This window comes from Terriglobia bacterium, assembly GCA_020072565.1.
Lineage (GTDB): Bacteria > Acidobacteriota > UBA6911 > UBA6911 > UBA6911 > JAFNAG01.
In genome coordinates this window covers 1-14,396 of the sequence record JAIQGI010000016.1, presented here as the reverse complement: position 1 = coordinate 14,396, position 14,396 = coordinate 1, and the positions used below count along the sequence as shown (strand labels likewise).

Below are 14,396 nucleotides of genomic sequence, written 5' to 3'. Positions count from 1 at the left end.
CCTGTCTAACGCTCCATTTCAGCTTGCAATGCTTGCCGGATCCGGTGCAGCCGAACGGCTATGTTGTTCTTTTCCAGGCCGAACATCTCGGCCAGTTCCCCGTTGGACAGCCCCTCGACGTAGCGCAACAGGAACACCTCCGCATCGTCCTCCCCCAGCGTGGCGATCGCCCGCCGCAACCGCTCCTTCAACAGCGCCGGGCTTTCGGCAGCGGCATGCACCGCCTGGTCGTCGAGCTGGTCCTCGCGGTGCGAAACTCTGCGGCGCAGCAGGTCCACAGCAGCATTCGTGGCTGCACGCCGGAAGTAGGCCTCCGGCACTTGCGCAGGGTCCAGGCGTCCGCCCTGGTTGAGGACGCGGAGAAACACGGTTTGCAGAACGTCCTCGGCGTCGGCCGGGTTCCCGGTGACGCGGAGGGCGGTGTGGTAAACCGCGGCATAATGGCGTTCGTACAGTTCGGCAAATCCCTTTGGCGAAGTCATGGCCATGGGCTGCGCGTAGAGTGAAGGGCTGGCTGTTCCCATATCCGGTTGCCTCAACCTCCCATACGCGCAGGCGCCCTGATTATTACATGGCGGAGAAAAAAAGTGGAGGCAACGTGCACTGACAACATCGGGCACGTGAAAAAAGCCGGAGACGGTGAGAATGCGGGCGCTCCAATAAGCGCCGGCGCCTATCTCTGGGGTTGTCCTTGTTCGGTCCCGCCCGTTTTTGACCTACGTTGGCGACAATTCTGATACAATCGCCCGGATTTGGCAGCCAAAGATCGGAATAAAAAATTTGATACAGGGCCATTTATGAAAAAACATTCAGTCCCCAGACGGGTCACAATCACCCGGGGCTTTTCGTTTCTGTGTCTCTCGTTCATTCTCCTGGCCGCCACGGCATGTGCCGGGAGGGCGATCCCGACTCAGAGCCCGACGGCCCAGACCGGAACGGGCGGAAGCCAGTCTCCCGCGCAGGAGCCGATCGACCCGCAGAAATGTCAAGACCAGCAGGATATGACGTGGGCCGACTACCACCCCATCCCGGGCAAGGACTGGGCCGACCCTTCGCTCGTGCCTGGCCGGCAGCTTCGCATCGCACTCGTAGCGGTCGATTTCCCCGATCAGCCGTTTGTGATCACCCTGCCAAAGCGGTCGGATCTCTTCGGCAATCCGCAAATCGATCCGGTGCGGCGCGAGGACGTGCCGCAGTTCTACGCCGACTTCTGGAACAAGCCCAATGCGCTCAATCACGGGCACACGATCAACGGATACTGGATGGAGCAGTCGCACGGGAAGATCGGCATTCCCAAGATGGACGCGTTCGGCCCGTACCGGATGCCCAAGAACCTGTTCCAGTACGGCCTCAACGAGTACAAGCAGCAGAGCGGCTGCCCGACCGGATTCACCTGCAACGGCGACCTCGAGACCGATGCCGACGCGCTCTGGCGCCAAGCCACCGGCATGACTGTCAACGACACCAAGGCAAAGTACGACAGAATCCTGAGAATCTACGCCGGATATGACGAAACCAGCATCTGGCAGGAATTCGGCGAAATGAAGTTCCAGTCGCAGAACGATATTCCCGCCGAATGGGGCAACCCCGACACGACCAAGCCGCGGTGGGTCATCACCCGCTACGTGCCGTGGACTTCCTGGAAATCCGGCCAGATGCAGTGGGGGCTCTCTTCGATGCGCCAGGGCGAGAACTCCGGCACCATCACCCATGAGATCGCCCACGTCGCCTTCAGCACCGGCGACAACAACAACAATCCCTATGTCACACCCTACCGACGCGTGGGTTCCGGCCCATGGGATATCATGGACCGCGGCTCATTCAATGGTCCGGGCGGCCCGCACCGGCGCTGGGTCGTGCCGGCGGCAGAAGGGGCAGCCATGCCTGCAGGATTCATGCTCCGGGAAAGGATCCGCTTTGAGTTCGTCCGCCCGGAAAATGTTCTCAAGCTCAACCGGGATGGTCTGGCGAAGTCAGGACCGGCGGTTGCAACCGTCACGGCCAGGGCCGTGGATCCAGGACCGGGCGGCTTGGCCGGCATCACCGTCACGTTCGACGGAAGCGCCCCGCAGGACAAGACGCCTCCCTGCGACATCAACAAGGACCCGCTGTGCGCAGGCAATCCGACCTACAACTTCTACTCTCTGGAGGTTGTCCAGCGGATCGGCTACGACTCGTTCACGCCGGACAATGGCGTCCTGATATCCAAAGTCCGGAATCGCGCCGACCAGTCGACCGGCTACGGCTGCTTCACCTGGGTAATCGACGCTCACCCGGAAGATATCCATATGGTCGATTTCAAGCGGCCGGACGGTACGCCCGTGATGCGCACCATCGCCGACTATCGGCAGCTGAACGACGCGCTCTTCCATGCCGGCCTTAAGTCCGGCAGTCAGTACGAGTGGGAGGACACGCCCAACCGGTTGCACTTTTACATAATCGATCTCCATAAGGACGCCAACGGGATCCTGTCGTACACTGTCGGTGTGCGGTCGCTCGACGGGTCCGGCCCCCAGTCGCGCGGTGTGTCCCTTGCGGGAGCGAGTGCCCAGGCCAATCCGACGACCTGCAACTTCACCCTGAAAAACACGGGTGCGCCGGCCGCAGCGGATCCGTCGCTCCGTCCGCAGGACGCCGCACCATACTTGAACAGCGACATCTATCGCCTGTCGGTTTCGGTTGAGGGTAAGGGTTGGTCGGCGCAACTGACGAACGCGCTCGCTGCCGTGAAGATCGGTGATTCGGAGACAGTACCGGTACACCTGACCAGGGCACCGGGAAGCGCCGCGTCCGCCAAGGTAACCCTGAAAGCGGTATCGGAGAGCGATCCGACAAAAACGGCGAAGGCGACCTCGTCAGTTTCAGCTTCGAGTGCCAGGCGGTAGCTTCGCTACCGGCAGTGCTGCCTCAGCAAACCACGAAAGACCCGAACAGCAGCTGATCTTGTACACCTCTCCCCGGACTCCTATACTTCTATCGGGTGCAATAAACAGCGGGTGGGAATAAACCCGGCCGACTTTGATTTTGTATTTGCCAGGGATTCCTGTCAGGGAGACTCATCCATGCTGATCAAGAAAGCTCCGGATATTCGGTCTTCCGAGATCACGCCGAAGGAAATCTATCTCAATCGCCGCAAATTCATGGCGGGCCTGGGAGCGGCCGGAACTGCTCTGGTTGCCGGCCGGTTCCTGCGCAATCTGATGAATCCCCAAACGGTAGTTCACGCCGGGACTAAGCTGCCATACATCAAGAGCGGTCTCAGCACGCAGGGCGAGAAGCTCACGCCTTACCAGGACATTACGACCTATAACAATTTCTACGAGTTTGGGACCGACAAGGAGGACCCTTCACGTTACGCGACCAACTTCAAAACCACTCCGTGGACGGTTTCCGTCGAAGGTCTGGTCAAGAAACCGCGGACCTATGACGTCGACAGTATCATCAGGATGCATCCTTCCCTCGAGGAGCGCATCTACCGTTTGCGCTGCGTCGAAGCCTGGTCCATGGTCATTCCCTGGATCGGAATTCCGCTCAGTTCGGTCATCAAGGCGGTCGAGCCGGCATCGAAGGCCAGGTTTGTAGCTTTCGAGACTCTCTACGATCCGAAGCAGATGCCGGAGCAAAGGCGTTCCGTGCTGGAATGGCCTTACGTCGAGGGGTTGCGTATGGATGAGGCCATGCATCCTCTTACGTTCCTCGTCGTGGGGCTCTATGGTGAGACTTTGCCGAATCAGGACGGGGCACCCATCCGTCTGGTAATACCCTGGAAATACGGCTTCAAGGGCATCAAATCCATCGTGAAGATCAGGTTCGTCGAAAAACAGCCCCCCACAACCTGGAACATCATGGCCCCTCAGGAATACGGCTTCTACGCCAACGTCAACCCGGAGGTGGATCATCCGCGTTGGAGCCAGGCGAAGGAGCGCCGCATCGGCGAGTTCTTTAAGCGTTCCACACTCATGTTCAACGGCTACGGCGATCAGGTTGCCGGCCTTTACTCAGGCATGGACCTGCGCAGATACTACTGATGGCAGTGACGCGACGTAAGATCCTGGCTCTGAAATGCATGGTGTGGGCAGCCTGCCTCGCGCCGCTGGGACGGCTGGTCTACAGAGGGCTGACCGGTCGGCTGAGCGCAAATCCGATTGAGTTCATTACTCTCTCCACGGGGAGGTGGACGCTGGTGCTGCTCCTGGCGACGCTCAGCATCACACCGCTGCGAAAGCTCACCGGCCTGGCCTGGCTGATCAGGTTCCGCAGGCTGATTGGATTGTTCGCATTTTTATATGGTTTCCTGCACTTCATGACCTATGTCTGGCTGGACAAATTTTTCGACTTCCAGGACATGGTGAAGGATGTGATCAAGCGTCCCTTCATAACGGCCGGCTTCTTTGCTTTCCTGCTCCTGGTTCCGCTTGCAGCCACCTCCACGACATGGTCCATACGAAAACTGGGCGGCAGGAGATGGCAGCTCCTGCATCGTGCGATTTACATCAGCGCCGTTTCTGCCGTGATTCATTTCTGGTGGAAGGTCAAAGCCGATACCCGGGACCCCCGCATTTTCGCCGCGGTCCTCGCGCTCCTGCTGTTGTATCGTGTGGCAGCCTGGGGGGTGCGCCTGCACTCTGGCTACAATTCGGCAAGAGCCAGCGATGCCGGCCGTCTTCACCGGCGCCGTTCAGTCGCGAGCCCGATGCCGTAGTCATCCTGCGGCGTGATCATACATAAGCAGCGATGTAGACCTCTGAAAGCGAAGCCGCATCCTGAAAATTTCAGCGCACAGGGTGAGGATTGCTCGTCCACCTCTACCAGTCAATCTACGTCTCCCTGTGTTTCGCCAAGCTGTGGGAGAAAAGCCGCCCCCGGCAAACCCGGCTCAAGCCATAGAGCGTCAAAGGGATCGTACCTGCGAGATTCAAAATTCCAGCTGAACTCCTGCCAGGAATGCCGATAAGACATATGCAGTACTGAAAATGTCGGCAGATGCTGGTGGCCCCGGCCCGTTATTCGTTCAGCATCCCATTCTGATTCTCTGAAGGACGCTAACACTATGGAAACATTGGGGAAGTACGGACCCCTGGAGAAGTTGAGTGACGTGCCCATGGGGGCGGTGTACAAAGCCTTCGACGGCTCGCGTATGCGCTACGTTACCCTCCGCACACTGGGCAGCGATATCGAATGGGATCCGGCACTGAAAAAGCGCTTCTGCGATGAGTGCCGTGTCCTGATCGGTCAGAGGCATCCCAACCTCGCTGCTGTCTATGAACAGGGCCAGGAACAGAACATCGCTTATGTGGTGACGGAGTTGTTGCCGGGCAGGAATCTGAAGATGTTGATTGCTGAAAAAGCCGCCATGACGGTGGAGCAGAAGTTCGCCATCATGATCCAGGCGGCGGCTGGCCTGTGCCATGCCCATTCACTGGGAGTGCTGCACCGGAACCTCCAGCCACACAGCATAGAAATACTGCCTGATGGAAGGGCCAAGATTGCGGACTTCGGCGTCGGTGGCCTGCTCTCATCACCCGGCGCTCCCGTTTCAGCCCAGTCTGAATCCAGGATCTACCTGGCGCCGGAGCAGTTGCTGGGCAAGGAAGCGACCTGCCAATCGGATGTTTTTTCCCTTGGCCTCATTTTTTATGAGTTTCTGACGGGAACTCACCCATTTTATGACAGTGACAGCAGCAAGACGCTCGATAACATCCTGTACAAAACGCACTTTCCTACGGTAGAGCAGTTCCCGGAAGTGCCCTTCGCCCTGTGGCCGATCGTGGAGAGATGCCTCGCCAAGGATGCGGAGGAACGCTATGCGGGCATGCTGGATTTCAGCACAGCGTGCCAGGCGGCCCTCGATGAACTGGCCGAGGACTCCCAGTGGATGCGCATCGAACTCCAGACCACATTGCCGCGCCTGCAGAAAGCGGCCCGAAAACACGCTGCACCCCCAGCACTCGCGAAGCTGCAAAGCGAAGTGGAGCACGCTCTGTTCAACGAAGACAAGTCGGACTATCAGTCGCTGAGCCGCCTGGTTGCCGCATTGGCAGAACAACATCGCCTGCTGGAGACCTCTTCGGAAGCTACATTCCCTTCCCTGCCCGAGCCGGCGGACACTCCGCCCGGGAAGGACTCAATCACTGTGGACGAAGGGACCATGTCCGCTGAAGCATCCGCGGGCGTGCCCGACTCGAAGGAAACATGCACACCCGCCCCTTGCACTCCGGGTCTCCCATTGCAGAGCGGCGCTGCCGACTTCCCGGCTATGATGGATTCGGGATTTGCTCCGTTTGCTGCAGCGGCGGGAAGCCGGGAAAAATCGGAGGCCGAGACCACAGAACCCCCGGCACCCGCACGCGATGAAAACCTGAGCTTGCCGGGCTTGCCTCTGCCATCGTGTGGACCGGCGCCAGCCGAGTCCTTCGTAGCCAGACATCCGAGCGGAGAATTGCCGAGGATGGGTGGTACCCGCAAGGAAAGCGTCTCCGAACTGTTGCGGAAGATCGATCAGGGGCAGGATAGCACCAGAAAGACGGTGGAGAAGTTCCTGGCCGGGCGGCAGGCAATGGCGACGACCGGGACGCAGAAATCACCGGAGACCGCCCTCGCCGGGACGGCATCCGCAGGTGCGCAGCGAGAGGCTTGCGAGCCAAAGCGGGAAGCGACGCCGGCTGCAGTCACGCCGGGAACCGATCGTGAGCAGCCGCAGCAGCCGGCCGCACACGCCAGGACGGGCAAAGATCACGCATCTCGCGCGAGGCTACCGATTGAAGGAGTGGAGGGAGTTCCCAGAGGATTTTCTAGACAGGACCTGCGGCGGGCAACTCTCTGGATTAGCGCAGCCGTGCTGGTGCTGATCCTGGCTGTGGCGGTTCCAACGTGGGTACGAAATCGCTTCGGATCGAACGCAGGCAGGAACATATTCGCTCTTGGTCAGCGGGCGACGGGAATGGTGCCCTCACGAACCTCCGGCAAATCATCCGACCGGACGGTGGATGCGCTTCGTAGCAGGCTTGATTTCACGCGCCAGGACATTCTGCTGCAGGAGGCGCAGATCCTCCGTTCCATCGGACGCCTCGGTGAAAGCAAGGTATTTCTGAAACGCCTCATCGAAATCTATCCAACGTACCTGCCGGCGCAGCAGGAACTCGACCAGATCGAGGCCGCAACCAGTCCGCCGAAGAATAGTTCGTCCAGAGATCAGGATAACCAGCAGCAAACGGTGCAGAAGCTGCTCGCCAGCGCCGCATCCGCGATCAATACCGGCAAACTGCCGAGAGCGATGTCTGATCTCGACAAGGCTGACCAAATGCAGCCGGGACTGGTGGAAGTGGCAAATCTGCGCAGACGCCTGGAGGCTAAGAAGGCGGAGCTGGCCGCGAGCACGACCCGCCAGCAGGAGGAGCAACTTGCGGCACAGAGGCAGAACGAGTCCGAGGCCCTGATTCGGCGCACCGATGAACTTTATCGGCAGGGAAAGTATGACGAGGCGCTCGCGGCAGTCGAGGAGCGACTGGCACAGGATCCCGAGCTACCCCGGGCACAGGAACTCCGGAGCTCGACTATCGAGGTGCAACGCAGTCTCAAAGCGTACCAGAGCGCCCTCGAAGGGGGTAAGTATGCTGAAGCGCGGGCGGCACTCGACAGACTGGAACGCATCAATCCCGCAGATCCCGATCTGCCCGCCCTTCGAAAGCGGGCGGAAACGCCCCCGGCCCCGGGCAGTGCTTCCCTGACCATGTACGCTCTCGCCGAGCCCTCAGCCCTCTTGCTCGACGATCAACCTGTCGGAACCGGCGGCGAACTCATCAATCACGCCCTAAGCGCCGGCCGGCATAAGCTCCTGGCCAGAAACAGTGCCGGACGTGAGGTCGTGCTGATCCATGAATTCCCGAATGGCCAGAGCATTTCCATGGTCTATGACGTTGCCGGCCAGATTCTGCGGCCGATGGTTGAATCGGATCGGGAGCTGATGAGAAAGAGCAAGGCCAGGCAGCAGGCGCATCGCTTCGCGGTCGAGCACAGCCACGGTCTCTTTCGAGGCAGCTGCAAGGGCGATTTGATTCTGGACTATTACCACATCGTTTATCAGCCAACCACAGGGTCCCACGGCTTCAGTGTTCCCTTTAAGGATTTTAAGCTAAGGGTGGAGGATAAGACGGCGGTGCTGCTGCACACGGCAGACAGCAAAGAGTTTTCCGCGTTCAGGCTGGCGGATGCCGGGGTCGCACAGACCCTCAAGAAACTGTGGGATGACTTGACCGCCCTCGACAAGTAGCGGGCGGCAACGCACGATTCGGAACCAACGTCGGCCTCGCGGTTGTCAGGCATGCCCCGTCTGGGCCTGTTCGATCCACGTGCGGTAATCTCCAGGATACCCCGCGCGCTGCTGCAGCGCCTGCACGCGCGCCAGAATTGCGTCCACGTGCTCACCGGGAAGCGGGGCCTGTACCGCAAGGCGCTCCGCGACAGCATCCACCTTGGCCCTGGCCTCGGCCGCGGCATCCGCGAGCACCTCTTCGTAGCCGCTTCCTGTACCCAGCAGGTAGTGCTCGAGCATATGCTGCGACACCACCCGGCCGTGCCTGGCAGAAACAAGGATATTCCCCTTGCCGGTGACGGCGTTCCCGACGGCGAAGACTCCCGTCATCCCCTCTAACTCGCCGGTGCGCTCGTCGCTCAATCGATAGAGTTCGCCGCTCATCGGAATTCCCGGGATCGGCTCCGGAGTGCTGCCGATGGAACTCACGACCAGCGCTGCAGGAACTGCGCGCTCTGTTTCCCGGCGGATCAGAACCGCGCCATCCTCGACCATGGTGGCTGCCAGACGGAGGCCGGCGAGGCGGCTTGCTTCTGTCAGGTACGCCACAGGCACTTGCTGGTCCTGAAAGGTGAACAGATACTTCTCCATAAAGATCCGCAGGAGCTTGCTTCGTGTGGCGCGCGTCTGCTCCCTTTGTTGCGCCGTGGCGTTCTCCCTGGACTCGGCCACGGGCATATCCTCGGCGCGGCGCCGGTAGATGAGCGTGCAACCCTCGAGACCGAGATCGGCGAGCGTCATGTGCCGTTCCGCAAGGACCTTGTGGATACCGCGCTGCTCGAGTTCGTAGAGGTCGACAGGGTGGCCGCGCGCTGCCAGGGCGCGGGTGACGGTTTCGAGCATGAGGATCTTGACCACGTCCAGGGAAGCCAGGCCGCCGCCGACCACGATCGCGCCATCCGCCGGCTCCACCTGGGGACCGCGATAGCCCGGCTCCGGGTAGTGGTTGAACCAATGCACAAAAGCGTTCTGGTAGAAAAAGCCCTGCCCGACAAATTGATCGATGCCGGGTAGAGGCAGGGGGCGATCACGCCAGGCGCCATTGGCAAGGATCACCGCGCTCGGGCGCCATCCCAGCACTTCCTCGAGCGCAAGATCCCGTCCCAGTTTCGTGCGGGGGACAAAGTAAATCCCCGGGTGAGCCAGCTTGCCGTCAATCCTTTCCTTTTCCTGCCGCCGCAGTTTTTCGTGCCAGCGCGGCAGCCCGTCCTCGATCTTTCCATAAGGATGGTCGTTCTGTTCCAGGACGATACAGAGCACGCTCCTCTGGGCGAGTTGGGATGCCGCCTCAGCCCCGGCGACGGCGCCTCCCGCGACCAACACAAGGTGACGTGCTTTCTGTTCCATCATGGATCTCCGCCCGACGGTGGAATAAGCAACTATTAGAATACCAGAATTCGAAGACACGGCCTCATCTCGTAAACTCTGGCAGCGAATTGACGATAACAATGTGGACTATGCAAACTGCAACCAAGACTCTGCCCAGTGCATTCGAACGCTTCAATCAAATCCTGAGAACCATGGCCGAGCAAGGGGCCAGCGATCTCCACATCTCAGTCGGCAGCGGATTTCGCATCCGGATTCAAGGAAAGCTGGTTACCGCGTCGGATGGCGGGCCGCTCTCGGCGAACGACATTGCCGCCGTCGCCGCGGGCATCCTGCTCGTGAACCGCAGATGCACCAAGGACAACCTCGCTCAATTCATCGACGGGCTCACCGACTGCGACTGCTCCTACTCGGTTCCGACCCTCGGGCGATATCGCGTCAACATTGCGAGTCAGCGGCGCTCTTTGTCGCTGGTGCTGCGCCACATCCCTTACAATCTCCCTACCATTGAAGGGTTGGGGCTGCCGCCCGTCATAGCCGACATCGCCATGGCCGATCGCGGATTGGTGCTCGTAACCGGAGTCACCGGCAGCGGCAAGTCCACCACCCTGGCGGCCATGATCAACCTGGTCAACAAGACGAAGCACTGCAAGATCGTTACGATTGAGGATCCGATCGAGTTCCTCTATAAGGACGAGATGTGCACCGTCACGCAGCGCGAATGCGGTTCCGACACCGAGAGCTTCGCTAAAGCACTGCGGGCCGCCTTGCGGCAGGATCCGGACATCATTCTCGTCGGGGAGATGCGCGATAAAGAGACGATCGATATCGCGATCAAGGCTGCGGAAACCGGACATCTGGTTCTGTCCACGGTCCATACTACGGATGCGCCCAAGACCATTTCGCGCATCCTCAGCGTCTTCGACCCGGCTGAGCAAGCTTCGGTCCGCCTGAGATTGAGCGAGACGCTGCTGGCCATCCTCTCCCAGCGCCTGCTGCGGCGGGCCGACGGCACGGGCCGTCTGGTTGCCTGCGAGATCATGCGCCAGACCCAATCGATCCAGGAGTGCATAGCCGAGCCGTCCAAGACTGCGATGATCAAGGAATTCATCGAGAAGGGCCGCGATCTGTACCGCATGCAGACGTTCGACCAGCACCTGACCGACCTTTATCGCTCGGAGAAAATCACCCTGGAGACGGCCAAGGCAGCGGCAACTTCAGCGGCGGACTTCGAGCGCAATCTTCAGTTCCAATAGGGATAGTTGCCCCGATCCTCAACAGCTCACCCAGAGGATGCAGGGCGTCGATGGCCTCATTTCCAAACTCTCTGCTCCCTCTGCGCTAATCTCTTGCTTTTCACAAATACTCTCCCAACAGTCTTACAGACGCGGAGCGCCCCGGCTGCCGGCAGCAGTGCCACAATAATTTTGTGTCCGCCGGGTCTTTGTGGTTTGATAGATGCAAATTCTCGAAATCCAGATAGAGGAGGAGCACTGCGATGCGAAGCAGAATAACGGTCGGTTTGGTGATCTGGTGTTCGATTTTTGCCGGCACGGCCTTTCGTGCGCCTCAGGAAAAGCCCTTTGCGGTAGGAACCGCAGCGGCACAGCGCGGACACAAGGCAACGGGCGCAATCGAGGTTCCCGCAGGAAGCGATGCCGCGCTGAACATCCCGGTCGCGGTGATCCACGGCGCAAAGCCTGGGCCTGTGCTCGCCATTGTTTCCGGTCTGCACGGAACCGAGTACGCCTCGATCATCGCGGTGGAACGCCTGATCGAGAGAATCGATCCTGCATCCGTGGCAGGAACGGTAATCCTGTTGCCGCTGGTCAACATTAACTCATTCGAGCAGAAGGTCCCCCATGTCAATCCCGTGGACGGCAAGAGCATGAACCGTATGTATCCGGGGGACAGGAACGGAACCCAGACGGACCGCGCTTCCTACTTTATAACCAGGGAGGTGGTGGAGAAATGCGATCACCTGATCGATCTCCACGGCGGCGATCTCGACGAGAGCCTTCGTCCCTACAGCTATTGGACGAAGACGGGCAATGACAAGCAGGACGCGATTTCGCGTGAGATGGTTCTCGCCTTCGGCCTTGACCACATCATCATTTCCACAGACCGCCCGAAGGACCCCGCAGCATCCCGCTACCTGGAAAACACTGCGACCACGCGCGGGAAACCCTCGATCACGGCCGAGGCCGGGCACGCGGGCACGGTCGAACCGGAGGATGTCGAGGCGCTCGCACGAGGGTGCCTCAGTGTGATGCGCTATTTCAAGATGCTTCCGGGACAGCCCGAGCGCGTCGAGCATCCGGTCTGGATCGAGAAAATTCACACGATTGCGAGTGAAAGAAACGGCATCTTCTATCCCCTGGTCCGGCGCGGAACCTACGTGGCGGAAGGAATGGCGGTGGGCTATCTGACCGATTACGTCGGCAACAAGATCCTTGAAGCGCGGGCTCCGGCAGCGGGGATCGTTCTGTTCATCCGGGCCGTTCCTTCGATGACCAAGGGGGAGACCATCGCCAACATCGGCGTCGTGGGCGCGTCCAAATGAATTGAGCGGGGTCCTGTGACACAAGCCCTATGATGTTCGATGCCGGTTACAATGCGTTCGTGATCGTGGCGGCGGCGCTCGTAATCAGCCCGGGAGCCACGATGGCCGTCGTAACTGAGATGGCCCTCCGCCGGGGCCGCGGCGCCGCCCTCCTGACGGTGATAGGCGTGAACGTCGCCAACTCCTCGTTGGCACTGGCCTCAATGTTTGGTCTTTCTGCAGTTTTTCACCAATGGCCCTCGCTGCTTCGCGCCGTCAGCGTCTGCGGCGCAGTTTATCTCACCTGGCTGGGAGCGCGCACCTTGTGGCAGGCAAGCCGGACGCAGGGCGGTGACGTGCGCGGCCCGGCGAAGCCGCCGGCCGGAAGGCAATCCTCGGCGGTCGTGCGCGGAATTCTGACGAACCTGCTGAACCCGTCAGTGATTCTCTTTTACATGCTTCTCCTGCCGCAATTCATCGGCAGGTCCGATCCTTTCCTCCGTCGTTTCCTGCTGCTTGCCGCGACGCACGTTTGCATGAGCATCGTGTGGCTCTCGGCCTACGCGATGGCCGTCGGAACGCTGAGCGAGCGCCTGGCGCGTCCGCAGGTGCGCCGGACCATGGAATGGGTGACCGGCTCCGTGCTGGTGATTCTGGGCGTGAAGCTGATCCTCAAATGATTGTTCGTGCGTCGTGTATTTCGTGTTTTCATAATGCGACAGTCCGCTCACAGACCTTTGAGGTAGCCGGGGCGCGCCTTCACCGTGAAGTTGCGGCCCTTGACGCGCACTTCGATCCGGTGCCAGCCATCCTTCGGGACGCCGCGGGGCTCGTAGGTCACCAGATAGCGCTGGCGGAATTCTTCGAGGATGCCGAGAAAAACCGCGCCGAGATTCTTTGTCGATTCGACTTCGAAGACGGAACCGCCCGTGAATTTGCTCAGATCGCGCAGAAAGGTCATGTTCGGCAGCTGGCCTGCCGACACCGAATAGACAACCGCATGACCGCGCTTGGCCGTGTCGAGCACCTCGTCGCTAGTCAGCCAGCTGGAAGTGTCGAGGCCGTCGCTGAACACGATGAGCAACGGGCGTCCGGCATCCGACTCGCCAACGATCAGTCCGGCATAGCTCGCATCGATCACCGACGTATTGCCGAACGGCTGCGCCTGATCGAGCGCCAGCCTTACGCGCCCGAGGTCGGTCGTGAGCCCCGAACCCAGCGCCAGGATATGGCTGAAGATCACGAGCGCCGCTCGGTCGTCCTTCTTCAAATTGTCGAGGAGCGCACGGCCCGCACCTCTCAAATGGTCGAGCCGCTCGCCGGCCACGCTGCCGCTGAGGTCAAACGCCAGGATCGCGTTGATGGGAATCTGCTCGAAGCTCGCGAACTCGATTTGCTGCCGCACGCCGCTGTCGCGCACTTCGAAATCCGCCGACGTCAGCCCGCGCACCGGCTTGCCGTGGTCGGTCACGAGCACATCAACCCGAACCTCTTCCGTCCTGACCGAAAACGTGGGGAGCTGCGCGGCTGCGGACATCGCCCCGGCAACAGCAAGAATCATGAGTACCGCGGGCCGGGGACGCGTCATCGGGGGAGCCCTCCGAACGCCTTGCGCATCTCGATCATGAGCGCCTCCGCGTTACGAACGTGCGCGACGTCATAAGTCCACCATGGATCAAAGCACTCGAGTTCCTTGATCGGCAATGTGAGAGCCCTTTCCATGGCGACCAGAGCGCGGGGAGGATCCCCCTCACGGCTGGCGAGGTGGCTGAGCGCGAGCAACGGCGACTGCGCGGCCGGATAAAGTCCTGCGGCACGCTCGAACTCTTCACGGGCTGCGTCGCGGCGACCCCGCGCCTCCTGCTCGCGGCCGAGAAACATCGCGGCGTAATAGAGGAGCTGCAGATCGGTCATGGCCGCAGCCGCCTTCGACAGCGCCGTGACGGCCCTGTCGTGGTCGCCGAGCAGTCCGGTCACGCGCCCGAGCCGCAGAAGCGCCTCGGCCAGCCCGGAATCTGCTGCGACCGCCTGCTCCAGGAACCGCTGGGCCAGCCGCAACTCCGATTCCTCAGAGCCCATGCTAAACCACTACCGGCTGAAGCCGGTAGGTTCCTTTTCGACTGAAAGTCGAGGTTGCGGCTGAAGCCGCCCGAGGAATCCCCGGCTCACAGCCGGCTCAAGGCTTGGTCGGTGCGGTGATCTTGAATCCCTGGTCGT

11 protein-coding genes are annotated in these 14,396 nt (G+C 60.6%); 7 read left to right on the top strand and 4 right to left on the bottom strand.

Annotated elements, in window-relative coordinates; all coding sequences use genetic code 11:
- Positions 1 to 5 precede the first annotated feature (5 nt).
- A complete protein-coding gene (locus LAP85_11360) occupies positions 6 to 524 on the bottom strand; it encodes a sigma-70 family RNA polymerase sigma factor (GenBank protein ID MBZ5496990.1) in 519 nt (172 codons plus the stop codon).
- A 273-nt stretch (positions 525 to 797) separates the two neighbouring features.
- Here LAP85_11360 and LAP85_11355 point away from each other — a divergent pair, with 273 nt between their 5' ends.
- The 4 genes from LAP85_11355 (at position 798) to LAP85_11340 (ending at position 8,269) form a co-directional block, all read left to right on the top strand.
- Complete coding sequence (locus tag LAP85_11355) at positions 798 to 2,885, top strand: peptidase M6 (GenBank protein MBZ5496989.1); 2,088 nt, start codon at positions 798 to 800, stop codon at positions 2,883 to 2,885.
- Positions 2,886 to 3,062: 177 nt separating this feature from the next.
- On the top strand, positions 3,063 to 4,028 hold the full coding sequence (msrP, locus tag LAP85_11350; protein MBZ5496988.1) for a protein-methionine-sulfoxide reductase catalytic subunit MsrP: 966 nt from the start codon (positions 3,063 to 3,065) through the stop codon (positions 4,026 to 4,028).
- Entirely contained in the window at positions 4,028 to 4,702 is a 675-nt protein-coding gene (locus LAP85_11345) for a sulfoxide reductase heme-binding subunit YedZ (GenBank protein MBZ5496987.1), read from the top strand. Before msrP ends, LAP85_11345 begins: the two co-directional genes overlap by 1 nt.
- Positions 4,703 to 5,050: 348 nt before the next feature.
- A complete protein-coding gene (locus LAP85_11340; protein MBZ5496986.1) occupies positions 5,051 to 8,269 on the top strand; it encodes a protein kinase in 3,219 nt (1,072 codons plus the stop codon).
- A gap of 45 nt (positions 8,270 to 8,314) precedes the next feature.
- On the opposite strand, the gene LAP85_11335 is transcribed toward LAP85_11340, so the two are convergent.
- Positions 8,315 to 9,661, bottom strand: coding sequence for a hypothetical protein (locus tag LAP85_11335; protein ID MBZ5496985.1), 1,347 nt, complete (start codon positions 9,659 to 9,661; stop codon positions 8,315 to 8,317).
- Between the two features lie 107 nt (positions 9,662 to 9,768).
- Between LAP85_11335 and LAP85_11330 the strand changes: the two genes are divergently transcribed.
- The 3 genes from LAP85_11330 to LAP85_11320 all read left to right on the top strand — a co-directional run bounded on the left by LAP85_11330 (position 9,769) and on the right by LAP85_11320 (position 12,859).
- Complete coding sequence (locus LAP85_11330; GenBank protein MBZ5496984.1) at positions 9,769 to 10,893, top strand: PilT/PilU family type 4a pilus ATPase; 1,125 nt, start codon at positions 9,769 to 9,771, stop codon at positions 10,891 to 10,893.
- A 242-nt stretch (positions 10,894 to 11,135) separates the two neighbouring features.
- Positions 11,136 to 12,200, top strand: coding sequence for a succinylglutamate desuccinylase/aspartoacylase family protein (locus tag LAP85_11325; GenBank protein MBZ5496983.1), 1,065 nt, complete (start codon positions 11,136 to 11,138; stop codon positions 12,198 to 12,200).
- Between the two features lie 29 nt (positions 12,201 to 12,229).
- The gene (locus LAP85_11320) at positions 12,230 to 12,859 is read left to right on the top strand and encodes a LysE family translocator (GenBank protein ID MBZ5496982.1); all 630 of its coding nucleotides are present in this window, start codon (positions 12,230 to 12,232) and stop codon (positions 12,857 to 12,859) included.
- Between the two features lie 47 nt (positions 12,860 to 12,906).
- Here the strand turns inward: LAP85_11320 and LAP85_11315 are convergent, their stop codons facing one another.
- Entirely contained in the window at positions 12,907 to 13,740 is an 834-nt protein-coding gene (locus LAP85_11315; protein ID MBZ5496981.1) for a VWA domain-containing protein, read from the bottom strand.
- 23 nt (positions 13,741 to 13,763) lie between these two features.
- The gene (locus LAP85_11310; GenBank protein ID MBZ5496980.1) at positions 13,764 to 14,258 is read right to left on the bottom strand and encodes a hypothetical protein; all 495 of its coding nucleotides are present in this window, start codon (positions 14,256 to 14,258) and stop codon (positions 13,764 to 13,766) included.
- Between the last annotated feature and the right edge of the window lie 138 nt (positions 14,259 to 14,396).

Excerpts from the sequence above, each read along its gene's own strand:
- LAP85_11325 (MBZ5496983.1), top strand. The coding sequence starts at position 11,136 with ATGCGAAGCAGAATAACGGTCGGTTTGGTGATCTGGTGTTCGATTTTT.
- LAP85_11330 (MBZ5496984.1), top strand. The coding sequence starts at position 9,769 with ATGCAAACTGCAACCAAGACTCTGCCCAGTGCATTCGAACGCTTCAAT.
- LAP85_11340 (MBZ5496986.1), top strand. The coding sequence starts at position 5,051 with ATGGAAACATTGGGGAAGTACGGACCCCTGGAGAAGTTGAGTGACGTG.
- LAP85_11320 (MBZ5496982.1), top strand. The coding sequence starts at position 12,230 with ATGATGTTCGATGCCGGTTACAATGCGTTCGTGATCGTGGCGGCGGCG.
- LAP85_11315 (MBZ5496981.1), bottom strand. The coding sequence starts at position 13,740 with ATGATTCTTGCTGTTGCCGGGGCGATGTCCGCAGCCGCGCAGCTCCCC.
- LAP85_11345 (MBZ5496987.1), top strand. The coding sequence starts at position 4,028 with ATGGCAGTGACGCGACGTAAGATCCTGGCTCTGAAATGCATGGTGTGG.
- msrP (MBZ5496988.1), top strand. The coding sequence starts at position 3,063 with ATGCTGATCAAGAAAGCTCCGGATATTCGGTCTTCCGAGATCACGCCG.
- LAP85_11310 (MBZ5496980.1), bottom strand. The coding sequence starts at position 14,258 with ATGGGCTCTGAGGAATCGGAGTTGCGGCTGGCCCAGCGGTTCCTGGAG.
- LAP85_11355 (MBZ5496989.1), top strand. The coding sequence starts at position 798 with ATGAAAAAACATTCAGTCCCCAGACGGGTCACAATCACCCGGGGCTTT.
- LAP85_11360 (MBZ5496990.1), bottom strand. The coding sequence starts at position 524 with ATGGGAACAGCCAGCCCTTCACTCTACGCGCAGCCCATGGCCATGACT.
- LAP85_11335 (MBZ5496985.1), bottom strand. The coding sequence starts at position 9,661 with ATGATGGAACAGAAAGCACGTCACCTTGTGTTGGTCGCGGGAGGCGCC.